Consider the following 23,832-nt stretch of genomic DNA (forward strand, 5'->3'; position numbering starts at 1 on the left):
CGCTGCTCCTCTGATAACGAACTGTCCTCACGCATAAAACTGCTCCCCGAAAACCGGAACTGAATTTCTCAGTCCAACTTTCGGGGAGCAGTTCAGTTGGACGGGGGCTCCCTTGTGTTCAGGAAGGATTCCTAGAGCTTGCCGAACTCTTCCTTGACTGCGGTGTACTTGTTGTCGTCCTGGTACTCGTAGATGCCGATGTAGGCTTCCGTCGGGTCGCCGGCGTCCGAGAAGGTGACGGGACCGGACTGGCCGTCGTAGTCGGCGTTCTTGCCCTCACGGATCAGCGTGACGCAGGCTGCGAAGGAGGTGCACTTCTCGCCGCCCTCGGAGACTTCCTTGAGCTTGCCGGCGATATCCACGCCCTTGGTGCTTCCGGCGGATTCCGCTGCCAGTGCGATGAGGTTGACGGCGTCGTAGGACTCGCCTGCGTAGCTGTAGTCCTTCAGTGCCGGGTCAATGGCCAGCAGCTTCTTCCTGAACTCCTCCTGGGCAAACGTGCCCGGGATGGTGCCCCGCGCGCCCTTCAGGGTGCCAGGCTGGAAGTCCTTGCTGTAATCGGACGTGTTGCCGTCCACGAGGAACATCTGGGTGGGCAGGACACCCTTGCCCGTCATCAGCGGAACGATGCTCTTGGCCTGGTCGAACGTGATCAGGGCGATGGCATCAGGCTTCGCGGCGATGATCTTGTCCACCTGGCTGCTGAACTGGGTGTCGCCCTCATTGAAGAGCTCCTCCGCCACAACCTGGCCGCCGGCAGCCTCGAAGGCGGACTTGACGTTGGACGCCAGGCCCGTGCCGTAGGCATCGTTCAGGACGATCATGCCAACGGTCTGCGCACCACATGTAGCCATGTAGTTGCCCAGCACCTTGCCCTGGAGGACGTCGGAGGGAGCCGTACGCCAGTACAGGCCCTTGTCGTCCCAGGTGGTGAAGTCCGGCGAGGTGTTGGCCGGCGAGAAGTGAACGACGCCGGCGCCGGTGATCTGGTTGATGACCGTCCTGGAGACACCGGAGGAGGCGGCACCGATGATGGCGCTGACGCCCTGGCCCAGCAACGCGGACGTGGACTGGGTGGCGATGTCGGTCTTGGTGTCACCGGAGTCGCGGTGGATCACTTCGATCGGCTTGCCCAGCACGCCGCCGGCCTTGTTGACCTCGTCAACACCAAGGTTGACGCCGGCAATTTCGGGCGGGCCGAGGAAGGCCAGGGATCCCGTGGTGGGCAGCAGTGAACCCAGCCGAAGCGGGGTTTCGGTGGTGCCGGTGGAAGCGGGGACGGAGCCTGATTCCGCAGTCTGGCTGGCGGCTGCGCCTCCGCCGCCTTCAGGTGCCGGGCAGGCGATGCCGCCCGCTGATCCGGTGGCGGTTTCGGACGCCGTTGGTGTGGACGAACCGCCGCAAGCCGTCACCATGAAGGCGACGCCGATGCCAAGCGCTGTCAGCTTGGCAACACGGGTTCCCGCCTGGGGGAATAAAGTCATTTACAAGCTCCTCGATCTAAAGGTGCGAACGGCCTTTGACGCGAAAAATCAGGTGTTCCTGATTTAGCTTCAAGCTAATGCATATCCCCGGCGAAGATAAGTGACTGAGGTCACATCCTTATAACAGTCGTTGCATATGTGGAATTAAACGCGGGAAGCCGCCCGCAGCGCGGACGGCTTCCCGCCAGGCAGCACCTTGGCCGCCGGCATCTCCGAAGTACCCCAGGTGGGACTCGAACCCACAACACGCGGATTTTAAGTCCGCTGCCTCTGCCAATTGGGCTACTGGGGCAACGGGTCAATGGTATCCCGTCAGAGGAGCATGAACGGTTCGGCATACCGGAACGTTCCGTGGACGCCGGGCCAGAGGGCGAGCGGCAGAAGCTGGAAGTGGTCCCCCCACACGGCTTCCGGTGACTGCACACCGAAGGAAGCTGCGGGAACAAACCCGAACCGGGAGTAGTAGTCAGGACTGCCCAGCAGGGCGATCCCGCTCTCCCCCGCAGCATTCGCCCGGGCGATGGTCTCCTTCATCAGCGCTGAACCTATCCCCTGCCGCTGCAGCCTGGGAGTTACGCCGATGGGGCCGAGTCCCAGGAGTTCGTGCTCCCCCACCCAGCCGCGGGTGCTGATCACGTGGCCAACGATTTCCCCGTCCAGGACTGCCACCACGCTGAACCCGGGGAGGTACTCCTTGGCGTCGAAGAGTGCCCGGAGCACTTTCACTTCCACCGGCTCGCCCTCTGCCGGCAGCCCCGTGGCCGGCGATATGGCGAAGGCTTCAGCGGTCAGGGCCAGGATGGCGTCGCGGTCCTCCGGAGTTTCGTTCCGCAGCAGCAGTTCGGGCCGGGACACATCACTGTATTGCGCCGAGAGCTCGGCCAGGACTTCAAGGGCCCGGGGTGCATCAGCCACCGGCACCAGGAGGTGGTCATGGTGGAAGCCGGCCAGGACATTGCAACTGATCCTTGCATCGGTCAGGGCCTTGCTGACCGCGGCGGTCAACCCCACCGCTTCAAGGGCCGAGTGGACCTCCAGGGTGATCCAGGCGCCCACGAAGTCGTAGGCCAGTCCCTGCCTGTCCGCCTCGGCCCGGGGCAGCACCACAGTGAGGCCTTCCGCTTCGCGTACTGCCGCCTCAATGCCGCCCGCCAGCGGCCGTCCGTGCGGCCAGAGGACGTAGACGTACTCCCCGCCGCGCTGTACGGGCCGCATTCCGGCCAGCAGGGCCTGAAGGTTCCTATCGCCAGTCATGAGGCCAGTCTAAGAGGCCCGCCAGGCGGCGACGCGACATCTTCCCGTGCATAAGCAAAACGGCGGCCGCCCCCGCAAGGGGACAGCCGCCGTCGGGCGTTGAGAACTACTTGGCCGGGGCCGTGACCGTTTCCTTCGATTCAACGGCGGTGGAGCCGGAGCCGCCGGCCGCGGCGGCGGCGGCGGGGGCTGCAGGCGCAGCAGCGGCAGGCTTGGGGGCCGGCGCGGCGGCAGCGACGAAGGCGCCGCGCGGGTTGTCCAGGTCCATCAGCTGGGTGGTGTCGCGTCCGGCGAAGAAGCTGATGATCCAGTTGAAGATCACGCGGAACTTGCGCTCGAACGTCGGCATGGCCATGCCGTGGTAGCCGCGGTGGGCCAGCCAGGCGAGTCCGCCCTTGAGGCCGATGCTGCCCACCAGGTTGATGTTGGCGACGCCCTTCCATTCACCGAAGCCGGCCACAGCACCGAGGTTCTTGTGCTTGTAGTCCTTCAACTGCTTCTCCCACCGCGAAGCCCACAGGTTCTTCGCGAGGCGCTTGGCCTGGCGGAGTGCGTGCTGGGCGTTGGGGACGCAGGTGCCGTCGGGCAGGCCCTTGCCGGTGAGGTCCGGAACAGCGGCGATGTCGCCGGCTGCCCAGGCGTTGTCCACGATGCCTTCATCGCCGGCAACGCGCAGGTCCGGGAGGACGCGGACGCGGCCCCGGGGCTCCAGCGGGAAGTCGGTGGAGCGGACCATGGGGTTGGCCTGCACGCCGGCCGTCCACACGAGGGTGTCGGCTTCGAACTCCTGGGCGGGGGTCTTGTCCGGCAGGTTGATGAGCTTGAGGGTGCCTTCGGCGCTGTCCAGCGAGGTGTTCAGCAGGACCTCGATGCCGCGGCTGCGCAAGTGCTCCACAACCCATTCGGCCTGCTTGGCGGTGACCTCGGGCATGATGCGGCCCATGGCTTCGACCAGGACGAAGCGGACTTCCTCCTGCTTGATCCGGGGGTTGTTGCGGACCGCGGCGCGGGCCAGGTCCTCCATCTCGGTGATGCATTCGATGCCGGCGAAGCCGCCGCCCACCACCACGAAGGTGAGTGCCTTGGCACGGGCAGCGGGGTCGGTCATGGTGGAGGCAACCTCAATGCGCTCCAGGACCTTGTTGCGCAGGGCAACGGCTTCCTCGATGGTCTTCAGACCGATGCCCTTGTCCGCGAGGCCCTTGATGGGAAAGGTGCGGGTGATGGCGCCGGCGGCCAGGACGACGTCGAAGTAGGGAACCTCGAAGTTCTCGCCGCCGTCAGCAGGAGCCACAACCGCGGTGCGGTTGGCGTGGTCGATCGAGGTGACGCGACCCTGGATCAGTTCGGTCTGCTTGAGGTGCTGGCGGTGGGACACAACCGCGTGGCGGGCCTCGATGTTGCCGCCGGCTACCTCGGGGAGGAAGGGCTGGTACGTCATGTAGGGCAGTGGATCCACGAGGGTGACGATGCCACCGGCATTCGCGATCTTCTTCTGCAGTTTGAGTGCTACGTACAGGCCGACGTACCCGCCGCCGACGACGAGTACCCTGGGACGGTCCTGGAGCTCTGGGGTGGTTGCCATAGTTTAAGGATAGCGCACTTTGTGAAAATCTTCACTAACTGCAGTGACGGCCCCTAATGTTGCGTTTTTCCGCCCGATTCCACCTTTTCGATGACGCCTGTTTCCTGCTCCTCGGCCGCGAGGGCCGGGTCCCTGGCCGCCCGCCGCAATTGGACCGCCGCTGCCGCAATGATCGCCACGAACAGGAGGGCAAATCCGATCACGACCGCGGCGCCGATGGCACTGTCCCGCTGTGAGGGCGCCTCCGCGGCAGGCACGGTAGCTTCCGGAAGCGTCGGCACCGCGCTCGGCACGTCCGTTGTGGGCAGCGGGGCGGGGGTGGCCAGGTTGCCCCGCCGGTGGACGCGGATCCATTCGGCGATGGAGCCCAGCGGGTTGCTCTTGGCTTCGGGGACCTCGTCCTTGAGCGCGGCCTCGGCATTCAGCACGCCGAATCCGTACAGGGGATCCCTGCCCGGCGCTCCGGCGTCCCTGGCCGTGGAAACGATGCGGTTGATGACCTGTTCGGCGGACATGGCAGGCCACTTGGAACGGATCAGGGCTGCGACTCCGGCCACGATGGGCGCGGATCCTGAGGTCCCCGCCCACTCGGCATAGCTGCCGCCGGGCAGGCCGCCCAGGAGGTTCTCGGCCGGCGCGGCGACGCCGATGCTGATGCCCTGCGACGACGCATCAACACTTGCGGCCCCCTTGCGGTCCAGGCCTGCGACGGTGAGGACCCCCGGGATGGTGGCCGGCGCACCCACCTGGGTGTTTCCGCCAATCCGGTTGCCGGCAGCGGCAACGATCACCACGTCCTTTTGTTCTGCATAAAGGAAGGCTGCATCCCAGCTTTGCGGCCACTGGGGTGTGGTGCTGCCGAGCGAGATGTTAATGACCTTTGCACCGTTGTCCACCGCCCAGCGGACGGCTTCCGGAATCTGGTCCTGGTCGCTTTTCCCGGAAGGATTCGGGGAACCCAGCCACGTGGATACCGAGAGGATCTGCGCCTCCGGGGCAACCCCCATGATTCCGTCCGGAGCCGCGGCGGCGGGCCCGGGGGTGGCCGTGGGCGTGGCGCCTGCAGGCTGGTGGCCCCGGCCGGCGAGCATGGTGGCCACCAGGGTGCCGTGTTCGGGCTTTATGCCGACGCTTTTCCGGCCGTCCGGCTGGCCCGAGCCGGAAGCGTCGTAACCGCCTGCCACCGCTCCCTTGAGGTCCGGGTGCTGGGCGTCCACGCCGCTGTCGATGATGGCTACTTTAACGCCGGCGCCCTTGGACACCTCCCACGCCTTGTTGATGCCGGATTCCGCCAGCCAGTACTGCTTGTCCCGCCATTCGTCGGCGTGCGCTGCGGGCGGAGTGAAGAGTCCGGTACAAAGGCAGCAGGCAGCGAGGACCAGGGCAAGCGCCGCCGATCCTGTCCTCTGCAGCATGGGTTTCGTGGAAGGCTGCATCTGCCCTCAGCCGATGCTCAGGGCGATGCCGTCGAGGATGTCGTGCTCGCTGGCCGTTGCCGTGGTGATCCGCCCGCCGCTCAGTCCGCCCATCCGTTCCAGAATCCTGCGCCAGACCAAACCGCCCGCCCCAATGACGTCCACCCGTCCCGGGTGCATGTACGGCAGCGCGGCCCGCTCCAAGCGGACCATTTCCAGAAGGTCGGTGGAGGCGGCCCGCACGGTGTCGATGGGCAGTTCGGTGCCGTGGATCACGTCCGGCGAGTATTCCGGCAGCTTCAGGGCGTGGGCCGTGATGGTGGTGATGGAGCCGGCAACGCCGACGACGGCGGTGGCGCGTTCCAGCGGAACGTTCTGTCCGGCGCGGGCGATGGCAGCGTCCACGTCGGCTTCCGCCGCTGCTATCTGTTCGGCGGTGGGTGGATCGTTGCGCAGGTGCCGTTCCGTCAGGCGTACACATCCGATGTCCACGGATTTGGCTGCGGTGACTCCTTCCGCCGTGCCCAGGACGAACTCGGTGCTTCCGCCGCCGAGGTCCACCACCAGGACTTCGTGGCCGTCCAGGATGGGCAGGACACTGCTGGCTCCGGCAAAGGACAGCGCGGCTTCCTCGTCCCCGGAAATCACTTCCGGTTCCACCCCCAGCAGCTTGCGGATGCCGTCCACGAAGACGTCCCGGTTCCGGGCGTCCCTGCTGGCGGAGGTGGCCACGAAGCGGACAGCTTCGGCGCGGTGTTCGCGGATCAGCTGGGCGTAGTCGGCTGTCGCCGCGAACGTTCGCTCGAGTGCTTCGGGGGCGAGCTCGCCGGTGGCGTCAACGCCCTGGCCAAGGCGCACCACCCGCATTTCGCGTACTACATCCGTGAGGGTGGTGGCGCCGTCGCTGCGGTCGATATCCGCGATGAGGAGGCGGATGGAGTTGGTGCCGCAGTCGATGGCGGCCACCCGGGTGGTTCCGGCGCGGGTCATTGTTGTGCCTCGGCAGGGTTGGCGGACTTGCGGACAGGTGCGGGGCGGCCCACGATGTCCGGCAGGCCCTGCGGTCCGTGGCGGCTGAGGTCCCGTGAGGGTGCCTCGCCGGTAGTGTCCCAGGCGCCGTCGCAATAGCATGTGTCCGCGGTCCACCATTCCCGGATCTGGAGCAGCGCCTCGTCGCCCAGAGGATTGACCCCCGGGCCGGCCGCCAATGAATGGCCAACCAGGACGTGGAGGCACTTGACGCGCGTAGGCATGCCGCCGGCGGAAATACCGTCGATTTCGGGGACAGCGCCAATGCCCGACCGCTGGCCGATGGCGTCGCGCGCGGCCAGGTAGGCGTCGTGGGCGGAGCGGTAGGCGGCAGCGAGTTCAGCGTCAGCAGTCAACTGCCCGTTCATGTCGTTCATGACACCGGCCGCCTCGAGCCTGGACACCGCGGAGGTGATGACCGGATGGGTGAGGTAGAACGTGGTGGGGAACGGGGTGCCGTTACTCAGGCGCGGAGCGGTGGCCGCAACGAGCGGGTTGCCGCAGACGCAGCGCGCAGGAATCTCCACCACGTCACGCACCGGCCGTCCCAGCTGCCGGCTCAGTACTTCAAGGTCATGCGGTGATGGTTGGCGGGATTCCTCCCGGGCGGCTGCGGTGTTGTGTTCCACTGTCGCGGGCCGTCCTTCCTTTTGCGGTTCAGTCTGTGGCCGCGCGCGTAATGGACTCCCACAGGGAATCCACCCACGGCAGATCGGCGGGGTCTTGTGCTGCTGCGCCGGGCTGGCCACTGGTTTCCCCGGCGGGCAAATCGCTGCCAAAAACCCAGTAGCCGGTTTCGCCCGGCATAACCATGTTAATGCGGTCGCGGGCCTGCTGTTTCACGTAGTTAGGGTCCTGCCAGCGGGAAACCTGCTGGCGAAGCACGTCACCTTCAGCCTCACGGGCAGCGATATCGGCGTTCAAAGCGTCGATCTCAGCCTTCTTGTCGAAGAAGATCTTGACGGTGGGCGCCAGCATGACGGTGATGGCAATCATCACCACGGCCAGTGCCAGCATCCGGCCCGAAAACGCCTTCGCCGGAACGGGGTGCTGGTCCTCCTCGGCGGCAGGTTCCCGGGCGCCGGCGGCCGCGCTGCTCCCCCTGCCCCCGGCCGTAGCTCCGGCCTTGGGACGGGATCCGGCTGTGAGTGAACCGGCCTTCCCCGTCGAAGCGCTGCCGGTCGCGGCACCGCCCGCCTTGCCGGCATGGACCTCCTGCCCCGCCTTGTCCTTGCCGGAGCCGAAGTCCGCCTGGATGATCTCGGCGCCGTCGGAGGTTTCCCTGGCTTGGCGGGTGGGGGCGACCTTGGGGACTTTGGGACGGCGGGTAGCCATGACACTCCTGAAACAGCAACGGTGGCTATGGTCTTTCAACCATAGCCACCGTTTGTTGGCTTACGCGGCTACTAGCCCTTGAAACGCGGGAACGCGCTGCGGCCGGCGTAGCGTGCGGCATCGTCGAGTTCCTCTTCGATGCGCAGAAGCTGGTTGTACTTTGCAACGCGCTCGGAGCGTGCCGGTGCGCCGGTCTTGATCTGGCCGGCGTTGGTGGCCACCGAGATGTCGGCGATGGTGGTGTCCTCGGTCTCGCCGGAGCGGTGCGAGGTGATGGTGGTGTAACCGGCGCGCTGGGCCAGGCTGACGGCGTCCAGGGTCTCCGTGAGGGAGCCGATCTGGTTGACCTTGACCAGCAGGGAGTTGGCGGTCTTGGTGTCGATGCCGCGCTGCAGGATGGAGGGGTTGGTGACGAACAGATCGTCACCAACCAGCTGGACCTTGTCACCGATGGAGTCGGTGAGGGTCTTCCAGCCGTCCCAGTCGTTTTCGTCCAGCGGGTCCTCGATGGAGACCAGCGGGTAGTCGGCAACGAGTTCGGTGTAGTAGGCGCTCATCTCGGCGGAGGTCAGCGACTTGCCCTCGAACTGGTAGGCACCGTCTGTGAAGAACTCGGAGGAGGCAACGTCCAGGGCCAGCGCGATGTCCTTGCCCGGGGTGTAGCCGGCGTTCTTGATGGCTTCCTGGATCAGGTCCAGTGCTGCACGGTTGGACGGCAGGTTCGGCGCGAAGCCGCCTTCGTCGCCCAGGCCGGTGGCCAGGCCCTTTTCCTTCAGGACGGACTTGAGGGCGTGGTAAACCTCAACGCCCCAGCGCAGGCCCTCGGAGAAGGTCTCGGCACCCAGCGGGACAACCATGAATTCCTGGATGTCGACGTCCGAGTCGGCGTGCGAGCCGCCGTTGAGGATGTTCATCAGCGGGACCGGCAGGACGTGGGCGTTGGGACCGCCCAGGTACTTGTAGAGGGGCAGGTCGGCGGAAGCTGCGGCCGCGTTGGCCACGGCCAGGGAAACGCCCAGGATGGCATTGGCGCCCAGCTTGCCCTTGTTGGGGGTGCCGTCCAGGTCCAGCATTGCCTGGTCGATGCTGCGCTGGTCGGTGGCGTCGAAGCCGGTCAGGGCCGGAGCGATCTGGTCGATGATCGCGTCAACGGCCTTCTGGACGCCCTTGCCGAGGTAACGGCCCTTGTCGCCGTCACGCAGTTCAACGGCCTCGTGCTCGCCGGTGGAAGCGCCGGAGGGAACTGCTGCGCGGCCGATCTGGCCGTCGGAGAGCAGGACTTCAACTTCTACGGTCGGGTTGCCACGGGAATCGAGGATCTCGCGGGCGTGGATGGCATCGATAAGCGCCATGAATTTGCTCCTTATGGGCGATTAACGGGGGGATCTTGCAGAAAGACTCGACGTACTCGTCAGAGACCAGCGTAGTCGAGAGTGGTGCGGGTTACGGAAACCTATCCAGCCACTGCGTCATGATGATGCGGTGTTGGGCTTACGGTGCCCTCTGCTGGTAGCGGCGCACGGCGCCACGCAGGGCACGCTCTGCGTCGAATCCGGCAGCGTGGGCTGAACGCACGACGGCGAGGAGCTGCTCCCCGAGCTCGTCCTCCGTTTCCGGAATGGGAGCCGGAGGAGGCAGCAGCGCGCCCGCGCGGGCCGCGCGGTCCACGGACTTTTGCGCCCGCGCCAGTGCCGGGAGCGCCTGGGGAATCCCCTCGAAGGGATTGGTGCGTGCCGGATGCTCCGCCCGCTTCACTGCGTCCCACTTACGGACAATCTCGTCAACGGTCGCGGGAAAGCTGTCCTGCAGCGAGCCGTCCGGCCGGAAAACATGCGGGTTCCGGCGGACCATTTTGGCAGCCAGGCCGCGCGCAACGTCGTCGAACGTAAACGCCCCGCGCTCCTCGGCGAGCCGGGCGTGGAGCACCACCTGGAGCAGGACATCGCCCAGCTCGCCCTGGAGTTCGGCGTCAGGATTCCCGGTCTCGATGGTTTCGGCAACTTCATAGGCCTCCTCGAGGAGGTACTCCACCAGCGAGGCGTGGGTCAGCGCCCCCATCCAGGGACAGTGCTCGCGCAGGGCCGCGATCTTCCCCAGCAGCTCCGCGAGCTCGCCCGGGGAACTGCTGGGGAGCTCCCCCATGGGGGAGCTGCCGGCGTCATTGTCAGCCAAGGTTGGCGTAGGCGTCGTTGATGTACTCCACCAGCGCCTCCTTTTCCTCCAGGGGCAGGAAGGAAGCCTCGGCGGCGTTCAGGGTGAGCTCGAGCAGGTCGTCGAGGTCGTAGTCGAACGTTTCCACCAGGAGGTCGAACTCGTCCGTGAGGGTGACGCCGCTCATGAGCCGGTTGTCGGTGTTGATGGTGACGTTGAAGCCCAGCTGGTAGAGCATGTCCAGGGGGTGGCTGTCGATGCCGTCACCGAAGGCTGCGATGGCACCGGTCTGCAGGTTCGAGGAGGGGCAGATCTCCAGTGCGATGCCGCGGTCGCGGATCCAGCTGGAGAGATCCCCCAGAGTGACCAGGCCCACGGTGTCCTCGGCGTCGTCGTCGAATTCCACCATGATGTCCTCGGCGATCCGGACGCCGTGCCCCAGCCGCAGCGCACGGCCGTCCACCAGTGCGGACTGGATGCTTTCCAGCCCGGCGGCCTCACCGGCATGCACCGTGGCGGGGAAGTTCTGCTGTGCCAGGTACGTAAAGGCGTCCTTGAAGCGGGACGGCAGGAAGCCGTCCTCTGCTCCGGCGATGTCGAAGCCCACGGCACCCTTGTTGCGGTGGCGGACGGCGAGCTCGGCGATCTCCTGGCCGCGGTCTGCGTGGCGCATGGCCGTGATGAGCTGGCCCACCTGGATTTCGCGGCCGCTCTCCCCTACTGCTTCGACGCCGGCTTCGAGGCCTTCCTGGACTGCTTCCACGGCTTCGTCCAGCGTGAGCCCCTTCTGCAGGTGCTGTTCGGGAGCCCACCTCACTTCGCCGTACACCACGCCGTCATCGGCGAGGTCCTCGACGAATTCCCTGGCCACCCGGACCAGGCCTTCGCGCGTCTGCATGACGGCCACGGTGTGGTCGAACGTCTCCAGGTAGCGGACCAGGGATCCTGAGTCGGCAGACTCGCGGAACCACTGGCCCAAGGCAACGGGATCGGTCGAGGGGAGCGTGTGGCCAACGGCCTCAGCCAGTTCGATGATGGTGGCTGGACGGAGGCCCCCGTCCAGGTGGTCGTGAAGTGAAACCTTGGGCAGGCTCTTCAGGTCAAAATCGAGGGCAGGGGCAGCGTCAACAATAGGCTCAGTCACGTTCCCACCTTAGGGTGGGCCGGGGCTCAAAGCCAGCCGCTGTCAGGCTGCCGGTCCGCCGTCTGCGGACGGGGCGAGAATGGTTGACCCGCCCTTGCCGTCACGCGCGCCGGACGGGCCGCCGTCGAGCCATTCGTCCACTTCTTCGGCGTCGTTGCGCGCAAGATGCTTGTGCCACCAGCGGAGCAGGTGATCGATGAGGATGCCCAGGACGATGGCGAACACCACGGCGATGCCGGCACTAAGCAACGGGTTGTGGTGCAGCCAGGGGAAGGAGCTGGCCAGCAGGCCAATGCCGATGGAGTAGCCCACCCACGTGACACAGGCAAAGGCGTCCAGCAGGAAAAAGCGGCGGTGGCCAAAGCCCGTGCTTCCGGCAACATAGTTGACAGCCACCCGGCCCCAGGGGATGTAGCGGGCGGTGAAGATCAGCACGGCCCCGCGCTTGTCCAGTTCATAGCGGGCCCAGCCGAAGGCCTTCTTGACCTTGGGACGCCGCATCCATTTCCATCGGTCAAGCCCGATCCGGCGTCCCAGCATAAAGGCCATGTTGTCGCCGGCGATGGCGCCGATCAATGCGGTTGTTCCGAGGATCCACAGGTTGGGTTCCCCGCTGTGCCTGGAGAAGGCCGCGAGGGCCACGATGAGGGTTTCGCTGGGGACCACCATCGCGAAGCCGTCCACGAAGAAAAACACCAGCAGGATGGGGTAAATCCACCACTGGCCCGCTGCATGGAGCACGGCCTCATTAATAAACTCCACGCGGTCTTGCTCCTAGACAAAGATGACGCAGCCAAAGCGACGCTGCCATAGCGGAAATCGTTCCTAAGTGTCCCACGGCCGGGGCGTCGTTCGCTACGCCCCGGCCCCGGAACAACCACCTCACGTTATCGCGGCAGGCGCCGCGGAACTGTCGTCCCTGCGGGTGATCTTCAGGGCTTCAGCGCGTCCACCAAGGGGCTGACCTGCCGCGTCAGGCCTCGGGTTCCCGCATCCGTTCCACGATGGGGGTTTTCCGCCGGATCCGGTTGATCACCAGGTCCACCACGATGCCCAGCGCCACGGCGCAGACGATGGCGATGGCCGCTCCCAGAAGGTGGTTTTCCTCGAACCACTGCCCGAAAAACAGCCCGATCCCTACGGAGTACGCCCCCCAGAGAACGGCCGAGAGGGCAGTCAAGCCCAGGAAGCGCGCGTGCTGGTAGCGCGTGGCCCCCGCCGTCAGGTTGACGGCCACGCGGCCGATCGGGACGAACCGGGCCACCAGGATCAGCGAGGCTGGACGTTTCCGCAATTCCGCGCCGGCCCACCGGAAGGCGCTCTGCATCCGGGGACCCCGCATCCAGGACCACCTGGTGGTTCCCACCCGGCGACCGATCAGATAGGCGATGTTGTCTCCGGAGAAGGCGCCCAGGGCGGCCACCAGCATCAAGACCCAGGGGTTGGGGACGTCGGCCGTGGCAGCCACGGCCGCCAGTCCCACCACCACTGACTCGCTCGGAATCGGCGGGAAAAAGCCGTCAATGACGCAGCATGCCAGAACCAGGAAAAGCACCCAGGGTTGTCCGGCTGCGGCAAGGATGAAGTCATTGATGGCCTGCATGGGTTCTTATGCTATTCGGTCGATGATCAGTCGTTGGGCCGGCCGGGATCCTTCGGGAGCGATGACCACTGCGTGCTCGAGCGCTTCCCGGGCGCGCGCGAACCGTTCCGGGGTATCGGTGAGCAGCGTCATCAGGGGCTCGCCGGCGCGGACCAAGGCACCGGGTTTGGCATGCATCCGGACGCCGGCCCCGGCCTGCACTGCGTCTTCCTTGCGGGCCCGGCCCGCTCCCAGCCGCCATGCGGCCACGCCAACGGCGAGCGCGTCGAGCTCCACGAGCACGCCGTCCGCCGGGGCGTAGACCACGTCGGATTCCCGGGCGACGGGCAGCTGTGCACGCGGGTCGCCGCCCTGGGCCTCAATCATCCGGTTCCACACGTCCATAGCGCGGCCGTCCTTCAACGCGGCCGCTGGGTCGGCGTCGTGGACCCCGGCGCAGGCGAGCATCTCCTCCGCCAGCCGGACGGTCAGCTCCACAACATCGGAGGGTCCGCCGCCGGCCAGCACCTCAACGGACTCCTCAACTTCGATGGCGTTGCCCGCGGTGAGGCCCAGCGGGGTGTCCATGTTGGTGAGCAGGGCAACGGTGTTCACGCCCGCGTCCTTGCCCAGGGCCACCATGGTTTCAGCGAGTTCCCTTGCCGAGGCTTCGTCCTTCATGAACGCGCCGCTGCCCACCTTGACGTCCAGGACCAGGGAGCCAGTGCCCTCGGCGATTTTTTTGCTCATGATGGACGAGGCAATCAGCGGAATGGCTTCGACGGTTCCAGTAACGTCCCGCAGGGCATACAGCTTCTTGTCCGCCGGCGCAAGGCCGGCGCCGGCTGCGCAGATCACTGCGCCCACGTCCTGGAGCTGGGCCAGCATCTCCTCGTTACTCAGGGCAGCGCGCCAGCCGGGGATGGATTCGAGCTTGTCAAGGGTGCCGCCCGTGTGGCCCAGCCCCCGGCCGGAGAGCTGCGGGACGGCGACGCCGAACACCGCCACCAGCGGGGCCAGCGGCAACGTAATCTTGTCCCCCACGCCGCCGGTGGAGTGCTTGTCAGAGGTGTACTTCAGGCCGCCGTCCGGCCGGCGCAGGCTGGAAAAGTCCATCGTCTCGCCGGAGGCGATCATCGCCGCTGTCCAGCGTGCGATTTCGGTGCGGTTCATGCCGTTGAGCAGGATGGCCATGTTGAGTGCAGCCATCTGCTCATCTGCAATGGCTCCCCGGGTGTACGCGTCGATGGTCCAGTCGATCTGTTCCGGGGTCAGCGTTCCCTTGTCGCGCTTGACGCGGATGATGTCCACTGCGTCGAACGCTTCGGCTTTCTTGTCTGTCACCGGGTTTCCTCCAGGTGTTCGGGACCGAAGGCGTCAGGCAGCACCTGGTCCATGGTTTTAATGCCTTGGGTGGTCATAAGTTCCATGCCCGGGGCGCGGAATTCGTACAGGAGCTGGCGGCAGCGGCCGCAGGGCATCAGGATGTTTCCCCTGCCGTCCACGCAATAGAAGGCCCGCAGCAGCCCGCCGCCGGTCATCTGCAGGTTGCCCACCAGGGCGCATTCCGCACAAAGGGTCAAGCCGTAACTTGCGTTCTCTACGTTGCAGCCACTGACAATCCGGCCGTCGCCCGTGAGGGCTGCAGCCCCCACGGGAAACTTCGAGTACGGAACGTAGGCGTTCTGCATTGCGGCGACGGCGGCTTCCTCCAGGGCTTGCCAGTCCACCGTGGTTGCGGGTTCCACGGTCGTCAACCCTTGACGTACGGTATGCCGCTGGCGGCTGGTCCCCGGGACCTGCCGACCAGTCCCGCCACGGCGAGGACGGTCACCAGGTAGGGCAGCATGGCCATGAACTGGCTGGGGACGGGCGTCCCGATGATGGTGACGATGCTCTGCAGGTTGTCCGCGAAGCCGAACAGCAGGGCGGCGAAGAAGGCACCGATCGGGTTCCAACGGCCGAAGATCAGGGCGGCGAGTGCGATGAAGCCGCGGCCACCGGAGATCTCCTTGGTGAAGCTGTCGATCGCCACCAGGGTGAAGAAGGAGCCACCGATTCCGGCTACTGCACCGCCGAGGGTGACGTTCCAGAAGCGGGTGGCGTTCACGTTGATGCCCATGGTGTCCGCAGCCTGCGGGTGCTCCCCTACTGCCCGTACCCGCAGGCCCCACCTGGTCTTGAACAGCCCCACCCAGACCACCAGGACTGCGATGTACATGAGGTAGCCCACCAGGGACTGGCGGAACAGGATCGGCCCGATCACCGGAATGCTGGACAGGACAGGAATCTCGATGATGTCCAGCCCTGGCGGTGAGTTGAACTGGGCTTTGTTGGCCTGCATGACGGTGCTGAACAGGAAGCCGGTGACGCCGGAGACGAGCACGTTCAGGACCACGCCGACGATGATCTGGTTGACCAGGTACTTGATGCTGAACAACGCCAGCACCATGGACACAACAGCCCCGGCCACGGCAGCGGCCAGGAGCCCGATGAAGGGGTTCTGGGTCATGCTGGCCACGATTGCGGCCGTGAAGGCGCCGCCGAGCAGTTGCCCTTCAATGGCGATGTTGACCACGCCCACACGTTCGCACAGGACGCCGGACAGCGAGCCGAACACGAGGGGGACAGCCAGGGTGACGGAGCCGGCGATGAGGCCGGCCAAGGAGATAGTGGGCGTCCGGGCGCCGCCTACCACCCAGATCAGGAACGCGGCCACGAACAGGACGATGAACGTGATGGTCAGCCAGCCGGGTGCGGGCCGGCCCTTCGTTTTGAGGTAGACGGCGTACCCTGCCAGCCCCAGCAGCAGGATGGACAACACGAGGCCTCCGGCGAAGGCGTTCACCGCCAGGGCGGGCAGCTGGAAAAAGTCCTCGCTGGTGGAGATACCGAAGCTGGCGGTCTGGTTGGGGGCCAGCAGCCCAAAAAAGACCAGGGCAATCAGACCGAAGGCGGTAAGCAGCGCCGGCGTCTTCCAGCCCACCGGCTTTGCGGACATGGTGGCTGCGCCGTTGTCCGTTCCGGCCGGCTGTGGGGTCCCCGGCCGGGGGGACGAAACTGTTGTGCTCATGCTGCACCTCCGGTAGTGGCTGCCTGCCGGGACTTGACGGCGCGGGCGGGCTTCCTGCGCCGCGGATTCAGGCCGAACACGGCACGGACCAGTGGCGGCGCGGCGATGAAGAGGACGATAAGGGACTGGACCACCAGGACGATGTCGATGGGGGTGCCGGTCTGGATCTGCATCTGCACGGCTCCGGCTCGGAAGGCGCCGAACAGCAGGCCGGCGGCGAACGTGCCCCACGGCGTCGAACGTCCCAGCAGCGCAACGGTGATGGCGTCAAAGCCGTAGGTGGCTGCGACGCCGTCCGTGAGGACCTTCTCGGTGCCGGCCACCTGGGCCACACCGGACATTCCGGCCAGTCCGCCGGCGATGGCCATCACCAGGATGGTGGAGCGGGAGACGTTGATTCCGGCGGTCTGGGCGGCCTTGGGGTTGGCGCCGACGGCCCGGAATTCGAAGCCGACGGTGGAGCGGTTCAGGAGCCACCACACCAGGACGGTGGCTCCGATGGCGAGGATGAAGCCCAGGTGGAGCCGGTACTGGCTCCCGAAAATCTGCGGGTAGACGGCGGTGGGATCGAGGATCGGCGAAATGGGGTTCGACTCCCCCGGCCGCTGGAACGCCGGCGTATTCAGGAGGTACCGCAGGAAGTACAGCGCGATGTAGTTGAACATGATGGTGAGGATCACCTCATGGGCGCCGGTGCGGGCTTTGAGCACGCCAACCAGTCCGCCCCACAGGGCGCCGCCGATGATGCCGGCCGCCAGGACCAGCAGCAGGTGCAGGCCCAGGGGCAGGTTCAGGGCGAAGCCCACCCAGGCGGCCAGGATGCCGGCCACGATGATCTGGCCCTGCGCGCCGATGTTGAAGAGGCCCGCGCGGAATGCCAGCGCCACGCCCAAACCGGCCGTGATGAGCGGGGTGGCGATGGTGAGGGTCTCCATGAACGGCGCGAACTGCGCCGCCACGCTGTTGCCCCGGGGGTTGAATACCGAGCCTTGGAACAGGGCGATGTAGGAGCGGGTGGCCGCATTCCAGACCGCTGAAAGGAGGTCCGTGGGCCGGGCGAAGAAGTATGTTGCGGTGGTGGCCACCTGCCTGTCCGTGCTGGCAATCAGCAGGCCGCCGATAATGAGGGCCAGCAGCACCGCGAGGACCGAGACCATGCCGCTCCCGGTAAAGATCCTGCGGAGCAGCGTGTCCGGGCCACCGGGAAGCTGCCCGCTTTGGGCGGTGGCCGGGACGGCGGACGGTTCCATGGCGCCGCCCGCTGTATCCACGGAGACGACGGCTGCAGTTTCCTCCTCAGCAGGGCTGGGATGGTGTGGATCCTTGTGGCCGGGCCTGCCGTGCTCCCCGGCTGCGTGCTTGGGGTGGTTTTCAGACATGGTCGTCTCCCTCGGCGTCTGGGGTGGAGGCTGGGGTCGTGGCCGTGACAGGGCCGGCCTGGGACGTGTGTGCGTGTTCCTCCGGCGGTATGCCGGCCATCATCAGGCCCAGGGTGTCGCGGCTGGTGCCGGCGGGCACAACGCCCACCAGCCTGCCCTTGTAGAGCACAGCGATGCGGTCGGCGAGTTCCATCACCTCGTCCAGTTCCGTGGAGATGATCATGACCGGCGTGCCCTGGTCCCGCTCCGAGACAATGCGGCGGTGCAGGAACTCGATGGACCCCACGTCCACGCCCCGGGTTGGCTGGGAGGCGATGAACAGCCGCAGCGGGCGGGAGAGTTCACGCGCCATCACGACTTTTTGCTGGTTGCCGCCTGACAACGTTCCGGCGGCCGCGGCGGCAGAGGGGGTACGGACGTCGAATTCACCAATGCGCGCCTTGGCGTTCTCGAGGACTTTTGCCGGGCTCATGCTGATTCCCTTGGCAAACGGCGGCTTGTCGTAAAGGTCCAGGACCAGGTTCTCCGCCACGGAGAACGTGCCCACCAGGCCGTCCACCTTGCGGTCCTCGGGAACAAATCCGACGCCGGCCTGCAGGACCTCCTTGACGGAGCGGCCCAGGAGTTCCTTGCCGTCCAGTTTGACGGAGCCGGACACACGCTCCTGGAGTCCCAGGATGGCTTCGGTTAGTTCGGTCTGGCCGTTGCCCTGGACTCCGGCGATCGCCAGGATCTCCCCGCGCGCGATGTCGAAGCTGAGTCCGTCCACCACGTGGTGGCCGTTGGGTGCGATGACGGTGAGGTCGCGGACCTCGAAGGTCTTTTCCTTCGGCTGGGCCGGCGCCTTGTCCAGGCTCAGGCTGACGGCGCGGCCCACCATCATAGAGGCGAGTTCCGCGGTGGGGGTGGCGGGATGCGCCGTGCCCACCACCTTTCCGCGCCGGATGACCGTGATGGTGTCCGAGACTTCCTTCACTTCCCGCAGTTTGTGGGAGATGAACACGATGGAAGTGCCGCCGGATTTGAGCTGGCGCATGATGTCCAGCAGCTCGTCAGTTTCCTGGGGCGTCAGCACCGCAGTGGGCTCATCCAGGATCAGGACCTTGGCGTTCCGGACCAGCGCCTTGATGATCTCGACGCGCTGCTGGACGCCCACGGGCAGGTCCTCCACCAGGGCGTCCGGGTCGACGTCGAAGCCGTACTGGTCCGAGATCTCCTTGATCCGGCGGCGGGTCTCGTCCAGGTTCAGGAAGCCGGCAGCCTTGGTGGGTTCGGCACCGAGTGCCACATTCTCGACAACCGTGAACACCGGGACGAGCATGAAGTGCTGGTGCACCATGCCGATGCCGGCCGCCATGGCGTCGCCGGGGCCGCGGAAGGAAACGGGTTTGTCATCGACGAGGATTTCGCCCTCGGACGGCTCGTACAGGCCGTACAGCACATTCATCAGGGTGGATTTTCCGGCCCCGTTCTCGCCCAGCAGGCAGTGGATTTGTCCGGGTTCAACCACCACGTCGATGTGGTCGTTGGCAAGCAAAGTCCCGAAGCGTTTGGTGATCCCTCTGAGTTCAAGTTTCAAAACTCTGACCAATCTCGAAGCGTCCAGTGATCGACCGGACGGGATATATGGCTGCAGCACCAGCCTAGTGGTTGCAGTCCTGGGATGAGCGGGCGGTGGCCCAAAAGAGGCAGGCAGCAGCAAAAAGCGCCGCCGCCGGGCCGGTCATCGACCAGCCGGGCGGCGGCGCTCAGTGCACGAGTCAGGACTTGGGGCTTTCCTTGGACTCAACCTTGAGCTTGCCGTCCACAATGTCCTTCTTGATCTGCTCCAGCTCGGACTTGAGCTCGGCGGGGACCTGCGAATCGAGATCGTGGAAGGGGGCCAACTGCACACCGTCGTTGGCGAGGGTGCCGACGTACGGGGTGTTGCTGAACTTGCCGTCCTTGTCCTCCTTGACCACGGTCTCCACGGCCTCGTCCATCGTCTTTATGACGGAGGACAGCATAATGTCCTTGTAGTCAGGGGCGGTCAGGTAGCCGTCGGAGTCGACCCAGATCAGCTTGACGTCCTTGCCGGCGGTCTTGGCATCCTTCAGCGCCGCCCCCGCGCCCTTGCCTACCGGGCCTGCCACGGGCATCACGATGTCGGCGCCCTGGTCCAGGAAGTTCTGGGTGACCTGCTTGCCCACGTCCTGCTTTTCGAAGTCGCCGGTGAACGTCCCGTCCTGGGCGTCCTTGTTCCAGCCAAGGAGCTGCACGTCCTTGCCCTTCTGCTCGTTGTAGTACTTCACGCCGTCGGCGAAGCCATCCATAAAGATGGTGACCGCGGGGATGTTCTTGCCACCGAAGGTGGCCACTTTCCCGGTTTTGGTGGTCCCTGCAGCCAGGTAACCGGCGAGGAACGCCGCCTGCGCGGTGTCGTAGATGATCGGCTTGACATTCGCGACCGGCGTTTCGTCTGCGAAGTCGATGATGGCGAAATGCTTGTCGGGGTTGGCCATTGCCTGTGCCTCGGTGGCGTCGCCCAGCAGGAAGCCGACAGTGAGGGTCAGGTCGCACCCCGCGGTGACCATGGCGCGCAGGTTCGGCTCGAAGTCGTTGTTGGTCTTCGACTCGGCCTGGTTGACCTTGATCCCCAGGTCCTTCTCGGCCTTCTTCATGCCCTCGTAGGAGGACTGGTTGAATGACTGGTCGTCGAATCCGCCGGAGTCGGAGACGATGCAGCCGGTGTAGTCGGTGGCACCGGCCGTGGAGTTGGTTCCCGCTTCGGGCGGGGCGCCGCAACCGGCCAGCACGAGTGCTGTGGCACCCACGGTAGCCATGCCTGCAACTGAACCGCGCTTGAGGTGTGAACGCAGTGATGTCATCAAGATTCCTCCAGGGTGAAGAGAGTGGCGCTACGGCTCGAATTCAATGAGTGTCCGTTTCTGCACTGAAATTCTGTTTTCACTGAGGGCTCGCAGCACTGCGCCGGAGCGCACTGATGGCTCCTACTTTAGTGGCCTGCGCCACGTCCTAATAGCACGACAGAACGGGTTCCCGGAGATTGTTTACAAGTTGTTACCAACCAGTAGGGGTGCCGCTCTGCTGCGGCACCCCTCCTGGTTGCAAGGCGGGCGGGAGCTAGAGCCGGACCAGCATTTTGCCCGTGTTCGCGCCATCGAGCAGGTCCATGAAGGCCTGCGGGGCGTTTTCCAGCCCGTCCACGATGGTTTCGTCGTAGCGCACGGTGCCATCGGCCAGCCAGCCCGCCATCTTTTCGGCGAACTCGCGGGCATGCTGCCGCTGGCCACCCACCAGGAAACCCTGCAGGGTGAGCTGCTTGCCGATGGCCTGCATAAGGTTCCGCGGCGCGGGGGTGGGTTCCGTGGAGTTGTACTGTGCGATGGCTCCGCACATCGCCACCCGCCCGCCAACATTGAGGACGGCCAGTGCAGCCTCCAGGTGCTCGCCGCCCACATTGTCGAAGTAGACGTCCATGCCGGCACTGCCGGCGGCTTTTTCCAGCTGCTCACGGACTGGACCGTCGTGGTAATCGAAGGCGGCGTCGAAGCCGAGTTCCAGCAGGCGGGCCACCTTGGCGGGTGAGCCTGCCGAGCCGATCACCCGCGAGGCGCCCATCGCTTTCGCGATCTGGCCCACCAGCGAGCCAACCGCGCCTGCCGCGCCGGAAACGAAGACGGCGTCGCCCGGGGCAAAATTGGCCACCTTGAGCAGCCCGGCATAGGCTGTCAGGCCGGTCATGCCCAGGGCGCCAAGGAATGCCGAGGCCGGCGCCAGGTCGGTGCGGGCCGGGGTGGCAGCGGCAGCGTCCAGCACCGCATATTCGCGCCAGCCGAGGGAATGCACGACGACGTCCCCCTCCTTATGCGCGCCGGAACGGGACGCGATCACCTCACCCACCGCGCCGCCGTCGAGCGCTTCGCCCAAGGCAAAGGGCGCAGAGTATGACTTGACGTCGTTCATGCGTCCGCGCATATAGGGGTCAACCGAGATAAAAAGGTTCTTCACCATGATCTGGCCATCTGCGAGGTCAGGCAGCGGCGACTCGGCGAGCCGGAAATTCTCCGGCCCGGGGCGGCCAACCGGACGGGACACCAGCTGGATTTCACGGGTTGTGGCGGGAAGCGTGGCAACGCTCATGCTGCGTACTCCAGGACCTTGATGTCCACGCTGATGTTTCCACGGGTGGCGTTCGAATAGGGGCAGATCTGGTGCGCTTTGGCCACGAGAGCCTCGGCGGTGGCCAGGCCAAGGGCCGGCAGCGCGATCTCCAGTTCAGCGGCAAGGCCGAAGCCCGTCCCGCCGTCCAGCTTGCCGAGGTGGACCTTGGCAGCTACGGCCGAATCGGTGAGGTCGGCCTGTTCCCTGCCGGCCACGAGGCGCAGTGCCGAGTGGAAGCAGGCAGCATATCCAGCAGCAAAGAGCTGCTCCGGGTTGGTGCCCTGGCCGCTGCCGCCGAGTTCAACAGGGCTGGCAAGGTTGACTTCCAGCTTCCCGTCGCTGGAGCGGGCGTTTCCGTCACGACCTTCTCCGGAGGCAAGGGCTTCGGCAGTGTAAAGAGGCTTCACAGTGGTATCCGTTCTGTTGGGGATCAGTAAGACGTTGGTGGCGTCACACCGCGTTGTGCAGGGCGGCAGTCAATTTGCCAAGGGTTTCGCGAAGCTGCTCGAGTTCCCGGTGGGAGAGTCCTGCGGCCTGCGCGAGACGCTGGGGAATGGCGGCAGCCTTGGCGCTGAGGCTTCTTCCCGCCGGCGTCAGGTGGACGGCGACGCGGCGCTCATCCTCGCCAGACCGGCGCCGTTCCACCAGGCCCAGGGCTTCAAGCCGCTTCAGCAAGGGCGACAGGGTGCCGGAGTCCAGGCCCAATTCCTCGCCCAGTTCCTTCACGCCGCGCGGCTCGCTCTCCCACAGCACCAGCATCACCAGGTACTGCGGGTACGTCAGGCCCATGTCTTCCAGGACGGGGCGGTAGACCGCAGTGGCGGCGCGGGAGGCCGAATACAGCGCGAAGCATACTTGCCGGTCCAGGCGGGGAATTTCAGTCACAACACAAACAGTAGCGGACAACTAAGTTGTGCACAACTTACCTCACCTGCGCCGGAGATCCGGTGCAGCATGCTGCTTAGAGGTCGCGGATGGTGCGGAGGGCCGCCGCAGTCAGCACCCGGATGCCGAGGCCCAGGGCACGCTCGTCCAGGATGTAGTCGCCGCGGTGGAGGTCATATTCCTCGCCGCCCGGAGTTTTGGTGCCCAGGCGCATCATGGCACCGGGAAGCTCGGCCAGGAACCAGGCGAAGTCTTCACCGCCCATGGACTGCGGCGTGAGCACCACGGCGCTTTCGCCGATCTCGGCACGTGCGGACGCCTCGATAATGGCCGTTTCATGTTCAGAGTTGACCACCGGAGGCACTCCCCTGGTGTGCTCAAGCTTGACGTCCACGCCGTACGGTGCCGCCACCTGGTGGACCACTTCATCAAGGAGTTCACCGGCGGCGTGCCAGGCCTCGCGGTCCAGGCAGCGCATGGTCCCGGCCATGTAGCCGGTGCCCGGGATGGCGTTGGGCGCCGAACCGGCGGAAATCTGGCCCCACACCACGGACACGCCGCTGCGGACATCCACGCGGCGGGACAGGACCGCGGGCACGTTCACCGCGATCTGTGCCAGGGCAAACACCAGATCCTCGGTCAGGTGTGGCCGCGAGGTATGGCCGCCCCGGCCCGAAAGCTCAATACGGATGGTGTCCGAGGCCGAGGTGATGGCTCCAATGCGCGTGCCGATCTTGCCCACCTCGATGCGGGGATCGCAGTGCAGCGCCAGGATCCGGGGCACGCCTTCCAGGACGCCCTGCTCGATGCAGGAGTGGGCGCCGCCGGGCATGGTTTCCTCGGCCGGCTGGAAGATCAGGCGGACGGTGGCGCCCAGGGGCGACTCCTGGTGCATCCTGTTCAGCACCAGGGCGATGCCGAGCATGGTGGTGGTGTGCACATCGTGGCCGCAGGCGTGGGTTACGCCGTGGTTTTTCGAGGCGAACGGCAGGCCGGTTTCCTCGATGATGGGCAGGGCGTCGATGTCCCCGCGCAGCGCAGTGGCGATGGGGCCTTCCCCGACGTCCACCGTGAGTCCGGTTCCCTCGAGGCGGCGCGGAGTGAGGCCTGCCTCCTCGAGCCGCTCGGCCAGCTTGTCAGTGGTGCGGAATTCCTTGAAGGACAGCTCCGGATGCGCATGCAGGTCCCGGCGGAATTCGATCAGTTCCGGCAGGAGCGGCTCGAGCCACGGAGCCACCAAAGCGGTGGGCTCGGCTTCAGTAGTGTAATTGCGCACTGTTTCACTCTAGCGAGGGTGGCAGGAATACCAGCCATCACGGTCGCCGCGTTACATCCCGGGTGCCCGGACGGGC

Annotated in this window: 22 protein-coding genes and 1 tRNA gene; all 23 read right to left on the reverse strand. The window is 65.9% G+C overall.

All coding sequences use genetic code 11. From position 1 onward, the window contains the following. Positions 1–131: 131 nt before the first annotated feature. The gene (locus ACZ9BC_RS21870; RefSeq protein ID WP_476247799.1) at positions 132–1,484 is read right to left on the reverse strand and encodes an ABC transporter substrate-binding protein; all 1,353 of its coding nucleotides are present in this window, start codon (positions 1,482–1,484) and stop codon (positions 132–134) included. Positions 1,485–1,702: 218 nt separating this feature from the next. Then, positions 1,703–1,776, reverse strand: a tRNA-Leu gene (locus ACZ9BC_RS21875). Between the two features lie 20 nt (positions 1,777–1,796). Further along, positions 1,797–2,738, reverse strand: a complete 942-nt coding sequence (locus ACZ9BC_RS21880) for an N-acetyltransferase (protein WP_476247800.1) — start codon at positions 2,736–2,738, stop codon at positions 1,797–1,799. Positions 2,739–2,844: 106 nt separating this feature from the next. Continuing rightward, on the reverse strand, positions 2,845–4,323 hold the full coding sequence (locus ACZ9BC_RS21885; protein WP_476247801.1) for an NAD(P)/FAD-dependent oxidoreductase: 1,479 nt from the start codon (positions 4,321–4,323) through the stop codon (positions 2,845–2,847). A gap of 53 nt (positions 4,324–4,376) precedes the next feature. Then, entirely contained in the window at positions 4,377–5,738 is a 1,362-nt protein-coding gene (locus ACZ9BC_RS21890; RefSeq protein ID WP_476247802.1) for a S8 family serine peptidase, read from the reverse strand. Between the two features lie 27 nt (positions 5,739–5,765). Further along, positions 5,766–6,728 (reverse strand): Ppx/GppA phosphatase family protein, encoded by a 963-nt coding sequence (locus tag ACZ9BC_RS21895; RefSeq protein WP_476247803.1) that lies wholly within the window; start codon positions 6,726–6,728, stop codon positions 5,766–5,768. Further along, positions 6,725–7,396, reverse strand: coding sequence for a DUF501 domain-containing protein (locus ACZ9BC_RS21900; RefSeq protein WP_476247804.1), 672 nt, complete (start codon positions 7,394–7,396; stop codon positions 6,725–6,727). The genes ACZ9BC_RS21895 and ACZ9BC_RS21900 overlap by 4 nt, the downstream gene beginning before the upstream one ends. A 28-nt stretch (positions 7,397–7,424) precedes the next feature. Continuing rightward, complete coding sequence (locus ACZ9BC_RS21905) at positions 7,425–8,102, reverse strand: FtsB family cell division protein (RefSeq protein ID WP_476247805.1); 678 nt, start codon at positions 8,100–8,102, stop codon at positions 7,425–7,427. A gap of 71 nt (positions 8,103–8,173) precedes the next feature. Next, a complete protein-coding gene (gene eno, locus ACZ9BC_RS21910; RefSeq protein ID WP_079595716.1) occupies positions 8,174–9,454 on the reverse strand; it encodes a phosphopyruvate hydratase in 1,281 nt (426 codons plus the stop codon). A 139-nt stretch (positions 9,455–9,593) separates the two neighbouring features. Next, positions 9,594–10,160 (reverse strand): MazG nucleotide pyrophosphohydrolase domain-containing protein, encoded by a 567-nt coding sequence (locus ACZ9BC_RS21915; RefSeq protein ID WP_476247834.1) that lies wholly within the window; start codon positions 10,158–10,160, stop codon positions 9,594–9,596. Positions 10,161–10,266: 106 nt separating this feature from the next. After that, the gene (locus tag ACZ9BC_RS21920) at positions 10,267–11,397 is read right to left on the reverse strand and encodes an adenosine deaminase (protein ID WP_476247806.1); all 1,131 of its coding nucleotides are present in this window, start codon (positions 11,395–11,397) and stop codon (positions 10,267–10,269) included. 42 nt (positions 11,398–11,439) lie between these two features. Beyond that, positions 11,440–12,159 (reverse strand): DedA family protein, encoded by a 720-nt coding sequence (locus ACZ9BC_RS21925; protein ID WP_079595718.1) that lies wholly within the window; start codon positions 12,157–12,159, stop codon positions 11,440–11,442. 211 nt (positions 12,160–12,370) lie between these two features. Next, positions 12,371–13,000 carry a DedA family protein gene (locus ACZ9BC_RS21930; protein WP_476247807.1) on the reverse strand — a complete coding sequence of 210 codons (630 nt, stop codon included), beginning with the start codon at positions 12,998–13,000 and terminating at the stop codon, positions 12,371–12,373. 6 nt (positions 13,001–13,006) lie between these two features. Then, positions 13,007–14,323, reverse strand: a complete 1,317-nt coding sequence (locus tag ACZ9BC_RS21935; RefSeq protein WP_476247808.1) for a thymidine phosphorylase — start codon at positions 14,321–14,323, stop codon at positions 13,007–13,009. Then, positions 14,320–14,727 (reverse strand): cytidine deaminase, encoded by a 408-nt coding sequence (locus ACZ9BC_RS21940; RefSeq protein WP_476247809.1) that lies wholly within the window; start codon positions 14,725–14,727, stop codon positions 14,320–14,322. The genes ACZ9BC_RS21935 and ACZ9BC_RS21940 overlap by 4 nt, the downstream gene beginning before the upstream one ends. 5 nt (positions 14,728–14,732) lie before the next feature. Further along, complete coding sequence (locus ACZ9BC_RS21945; protein ID WP_476247810.1) at positions 14,733–16,052, reverse strand: ABC transporter permease; 1,320 nt, start codon at positions 16,050–16,052, stop codon at positions 14,733–14,735. Beyond that, positions 16,049–17,431: an ABC transporter permease gene (locus ACZ9BC_RS21950; protein WP_476247811.1), complete on the reverse strand. Its 1,383-nt coding sequence runs from the start codon at positions 17,429–17,431 to the stop codon at positions 16,049–16,051. The genes ACZ9BC_RS21945 and ACZ9BC_RS21950 overlap by 4 nt, the downstream gene beginning before the upstream one ends. Then, positions 17,424–19,010 carry an ABC transporter ATP-binding protein gene (locus ACZ9BC_RS21955; protein ID WP_476247812.1) on the reverse strand — a complete coding sequence of 529 codons (1,587 nt, stop codon included), beginning with the start codon at positions 19,008–19,010 and terminating at the stop codon, positions 17,424–17,426. Before ACZ9BC_RS21955 ends, ACZ9BC_RS21950 begins: the two co-directional genes overlap by 8 nt. A 181-nt stretch (positions 19,011–19,191) precedes the next feature. Next, a complete protein-coding gene (locus ACZ9BC_RS21960; RefSeq protein WP_476247813.1) occupies positions 19,192–20,298 on the reverse strand; it encodes a BMP family lipoprotein in 1,107 nt (368 codons plus the stop codon). Positions 20,299–20,554: 256 nt separating this feature from the next. Further along, entirely contained in the window at positions 20,555–21,574 is a 1,020-nt protein-coding gene (locus tag ACZ9BC_RS21965; RefSeq protein WP_476247814.1) for an NADP-dependent oxidoreductase, read from the reverse strand. After that, positions 21,571–22,002, reverse strand: a complete 432-nt coding sequence (locus ACZ9BC_RS21970; protein WP_476247815.1) for an organic hydroperoxide resistance protein — start codon at positions 22,000–22,002, stop codon at positions 21,571–21,573. The genes ACZ9BC_RS21965 and ACZ9BC_RS21970 overlap by 4 nt, the downstream gene beginning before the upstream one ends. A 43-nt stretch (positions 22,003–22,045) precedes the next feature. After that, positions 22,046–22,480, reverse strand: a complete 435-nt coding sequence (locus tag ACZ9BC_RS21975) for a MarR family winged helix-turn-helix transcriptional regulator (protein ID WP_476247816.1) — start codon at positions 22,478–22,480, stop codon at positions 22,046–22,048. A 76-nt stretch (positions 22,481–22,556) separates the two neighbouring features. After that, positions 22,557–23,756: an amidohydrolase gene (locus tag ACZ9BC_RS21980; protein ID WP_476247817.1), complete on the reverse strand. Its 1,200-nt coding sequence runs from the start codon at positions 23,754–23,756 to the stop codon at positions 22,557–22,559. Positions 23,757–23,832: the final 76 nt, after the last annotated feature.

It is taken from the genome of Pseudarthrobacter sp. TE3704 (assembly GCF_056279405.1).